Source organism: Mycobacterium sp. (assembly GCF_050701675.1).
GTDB lineage: Bacteria > Actinomycetota > Actinomycetes > Mycobacteriales > Mycobacteriaceae > Mycobacterium.
Genome location: NZ_JBOGDD010000621.1, coordinates 1 through 4,296 on the forward strand (window position 1 = coordinate 1; position 4,296 = coordinate 4,296).

Consider the following 4,296-nt stretch of genomic DNA (forward strand, 5'->3'; position numbering starts at 1 on the left):
CAAGCGTGGGGGTAATCCACGTTCGGCGGTTAGGGGCGGTTAGGGGTCAGTCGCCGACCAGGTCGTCGGTCGTCCACTCACGAGGCGGCAGAACGTCGCGCAGCAGGCGAAGCAAGGCCGGATTGGTGCTGTCGCTGCGCCAGGCGGCGTCGAGCTCGACGGGACGCTCGCGGAAGGCCCCGATCGAGCGGAAAACCACGCCTTCCGGATGCAGTGTCGCCGCGGACGCCGGCACCAGCGCGATCCCGATGCCCGAACGCACCAACACCAGCATCGTGTGGACCTGCGTGACGTACTGGACGTAGCGCGGCGTGGCGCCCGCGATGGTGAACGTGCTGATCAGCAGGTCGTTGAAGTACCTCGCCTGCACCGGCGAGTACATGATGACATCCTGGCCGTCGAGGTCGATGAGGGTCAACTGCCGAGGCTGGGTGGCCAGCGGGTGCCCGCCGGGCAGCGCGGCGACGAGTTGCTCGTGCAGCAGCGGCCGCGACACGATTCCCGGCCTCTTCACCGGTGGGCGGACCATCCCGAGATCGACCTCGCCGCTCATCAGGCCCTCGAGTTGCACGGCCGAAACCATTTCGCGCAGTTCGAGTTTCACGTCGGGGAGCTGTTCGCGGGCGCGTTCGAGCAGGCGCGGCAGCACGGCGTGTGCGGACGCGGCGGTGAAACCGACGACCACGGTGCCGAGATCGCCCGCCGGGACCCGCTTGACGGTGATGGCGGCGCCTTCGGCCAATTGCAGGATGCGCCTGGCGTCCGGCAGGAACGCGACCCCGGCGGGAGTCAGCGTGACCGAGCGCGTGGTGCGGTCGATCAACTGCACGCCGAGCTCGGCCTCGAGCTGCTGAATCTGCCTGCTCAACGGTGGCTGCGTCATGTGAAGGCGTTCGGCCGCGCGCCCGAAGTGCAGTTCCTCGGCGACGGCTATGAAGCAGGACAGCCGGGCGAGCGAGAACACCGATGCACTCCCAGTATCATTCGGCGCCTTCGTTGCGCCGGAGCTGCATCAGTTTAGCTACCAGCGCGGGCTGATCGCCTGGTATTCGGGATGGACACTCTGCATGTAGCCCGTGTCGTCGCGGTCGCGGATGCCGCACCGGACGTACTGCTCGTGCAGCGCGCCGAGTGCGTCATCGTCGATCTCGACGCCCAACCCCGGCGAGGTCGGCACCGCAACCGCACCGTCGCGGATCTCCAGGACGCCCGGCTTGACGACCTCTTCGGTCTTCCACGGCCAGTGCGTGTCGCACGCGTAGGTGAGATTCGGCGTGGCGCCTGCCAGATGCACCATCGCGGCCAGGCTGATGCCGAGATGGGAGTTGGAGTGCATCGACAACCCGAGGCCGAACGTGTCGCAGATACCTGCCAGCAGGCGCGACCGCTGCAGCCCACCCCAGTAGTGGTGATCCGACAGCACGACGGACACGGAACCCTTTGCGATCGCCGGAGTCAGGTGGTCGAACGCGACGACGCACATGTTGGTGGCCAGCGGCATCGGGGCCTGGGCGGCGACTTCTGCCATCCCGTCCAGATTCGGAGTCGGGTCCTCGAGGTACTCGAGAATGCCCGCCAGCCCGGCAGCCACCTTGACCGATGTCTGAGGCGTCCACGCCGCGTTCGGATCGAGCCGCAACGGATGATGGGGGAAGGCCTCGCGCAACGCCTCGACGGCCTTCATCTCCTCGTCGGGCGGGAACACACCGCCCTTGAGTTTAATTGCGCTGAAGCCATATTCACCGATCATGCGCTTGGCCTGCGCGACGATGCCCGCCGGATCCAGCGCCTCACCCCACGAATCGGGCTCACCGCCGGGATGCGCCGCCCACTTGTAGAACAGATACGCACTGAACGGCACCGTGTCGCGGACCTTGCCGCCGAGCAGATCTGAGACCGGCCGACCCGACGCGTGGCCCTGCACGTCCAGGCAGGCCACCTCGAATGGCGAGAACACCTGATCGACGGCGCTCGCCGACGTGATCATGCCCGCCGTGCCCACTGCGGCGTCGTCACCGCGAAGCCTGTCGGCGATGGCGGCGCGAATCCGGTTGAGCGCGAACACGTCCAACCCGACGATCGCGCCGGCGGCGGCGTCGAGCCGGGCCAGGTGCCTGCTGTCGGCGTAGGTCTCCCCCAGCCCGACCAGCCCGGCGTCGGTGTCCAGCTGGATGATCGCGCGCAGGGCGAAGGGCTGGTGCACGCCGACGGTGTTGAGCAGCGGCGGGTCGACGAACGCGACCGGCGTGATGCGGGCGCCCGTGATGCGGATCGGGCTCGGCGCCATCAGGATCCTCTGTTCTTCGCGCAAGCGCCCATCAGCCCACGACCGCGAGCTCGTCGGCGATCACCGCACGCCCGGCAGCGATGATCTGCGCAAGCGTGTCGCGATCCTCCGGCGACGGCATGATCAGCGGCGGCCGAACCGGTCCGGCCTCGATGCCCTCCATGGTGACGCCCGCCTTGATCAGCGACACCGCGTAACCGGGCACCGAGTCGCGCAGTCGGACCAGTGGGTGGAAGAAGTCGCGCAGCAGCGCCGCGATCAGCTCCTCGTCGCCGCGCTCCAGCCCCTCGTAGAAGGCCAGTGCGAGCTCCGGCGCGAACGCGAAGGCGGCTGACGAGTACAGGGTGACGCCGAGGGCGCGGTAGGCCTGTTGCGAGACCTCGGCGGTCGGCAGGCCGTTGAAGAACTGAAAGGGCTTGCCCTCTTCTGCGAGTGCGTCGGTGACGGCGCGCACGATGCGGGCCACCAGGTCGACGTCGCCGGTGCCGTCCTTGAAGCCGACGACGTTGGGGAGGTGTGCGACCTCCACCGCGGACGCCTCCGTGTAGCGGGCATTGGCCCGGTTGTAGACGATGACGGGCAGGTCCGTGGCACCCGCCACGGCGCGGGTGTAGTCGACCAGTCCTTGCTGCGGCATGGTGACGAGGTACGGCGGCAGCAGGAGCAGCCCGTCGGCGCCTGCCTCGGCGGCGGCGCGCGCGAAGATCTTGGCCTGGGCCACCGCACCGCCCGCGCCTGCGTACACCGGCACCCGGCCGCCCGTCGCCTCGACCGCGGTGCGCACCACGTCCGCGAACTCACCGGTCTCCAGAGCGTGGAATTCGCCTGTGCCGCAAGCGATGAACACTCCACCGGGACCCGCGTCGACGCCCTTGGCCACGTGCTCGGAGAGCTTCGACAGGTCGACGTCACCGCTCTCGGTGAAGGGGGTTACGGGAAAGAAGAGAACGCCGTCCAGCATGTCGTGACTCCTTGGTCGCAGATTCGTTTGGGTCAGTCTTGGGTGAGTTGGCCGTCGATGCGGCGCCACAGACCGTCGGGGTTCCCGTCGGCTATGGCACTGGGCAACAAGGCCTTCGGGACGTCCTGATAAGCCACCGGCCGCAGGAACCGCTCGATCGCGCGGGCTCCGACGGAGGTCGTGCGCGAATCAGAGGTCGCGGGCGACGGCCCCCCGTGCACCATCGCGTGCCCGACCTCGACACCCGTCGGCCAACCGTTGAAGAGGATGCGCCCGACCTTGAGTTCCAGCACCGGGAGCAGCCCGGCCGCGGCGTCGTAGTCGGATTCGTCGACGTGCAGCGTGGCGGTGAGCTGCCCCTCGAGACCTGCTGCCACCGAAGCGACTTCGGCAATGTCGGCGCACCGCACGACCAGGCTGGACGCACCGAACACCTCCGCCTGCAGCGCCTCGGACCGACGGAAGGTCGTCGCGTCGGTGCTGAACAGCGCGGCGCGGCAGGTCGTCCGCTCGTCGCCCGCGGCACCGCGCCCGACGAGGTCGGCATCCGCCGCGAGCGCGGCCACCCCGTTGGCGTAGCTCTCGGCGATGGCCGGCGTCAGCATCGGCGTCGCCCCTGCCTCAACCAGGGCGTCCCTGGCGGAGGCGATGAACGTGTCCAGGCCAGGGCCGTCCACCGCGATGACCAGGCCGGGGTTCGTACAGAACTGTCCGGAGCCCATCGTCAGGGAACCGACGAACGCGCGGCCCAGATCGGCTCCGCGGCTGGCGAGCGCCCCGTCGAACGGGAATACCGGGTTGATGGAGCTCATCTCGGCATAGACCGGGATGGGCTCGGGGCGCCCAGCGGCGGCGGCGACCAAAGCCGTTCCACCGGAACGCGATCCGGTGAAGCCGACCGCCTTGATCCGCGGGTCGGTGACCAACGTCGTGCCGAGTTCTCGGCCGGGGATGAACAGCAGCGAGAACGTGCCCGCAGGCAGTCCCGACGCGCTGACGGCGGCACTGATGGCACGCCCGACGAGCTCGGAGGTCCCTGGGTGGGCGT

At 68.9% G+C, this 4,296-nt stretch carries 4 protein-coding genes; all 4 read right to left on the reverse strand.

Going from position 1 to position 4,296, the window contains the following annotated elements; translation table 11 throughout:
* Window positions 1-46: 46 nt before the first annotated feature.
* Entirely contained in the window at window positions 47-964 is a 918-nt protein-coding gene (locus ACRDUX_RS19140; protein WP_526415598.1) for a LysR substrate-binding domain-containing protein, read from the reverse strand.
* 57 nt (window positions 965-1,021) lie between these two features.
* Entirely contained in the window at window positions 1,022-2,287 is a 1,266-nt protein-coding gene (locus ACRDUX_RS19145) for a glucarate dehydratase family protein (protein ID WP_526415599.1), read from the reverse strand.
* Between the two features lie 31 nt (window positions 2,288-2,318).
* Window positions 2,319-3,248: a 5-dehydro-4-deoxyglucarate dehydratase gene (locus ACRDUX_RS19150; RefSeq protein ID WP_526415600.1), complete on the reverse strand. Its 930-nt coding sequence runs from the start codon at window positions 3,246-3,248 to the stop codon at window positions 2,319-2,321.
* Window positions 3,249-3,280: 32 nt separating this feature from the next.
* Window positions 3,281-4,296, reverse strand: a 1,016-nt coding sequence (locus ACRDUX_RS19155) for an aldehyde dehydrogenase family protein (RefSeq protein WP_526415601.1), incomplete at its 5' end; no start/stop codon positions are given.

Coding starts and splice junctions, on each gene's coding strand:
- ACRDUX_RS19145 (WP_526415599.1), bottom strand. CDS start 2,287: ATGGCGCCGAGCCCGATCCGCATCACGGGCGCCCGCATCACGCCGGTC.
- ACRDUX_RS19150 (WP_526415600.1), bottom strand. CDS start 3,248: ATGCTGGACGGCGTTCTCTTCTTTCCCGTAACCCCCTTCACCGAGAGC.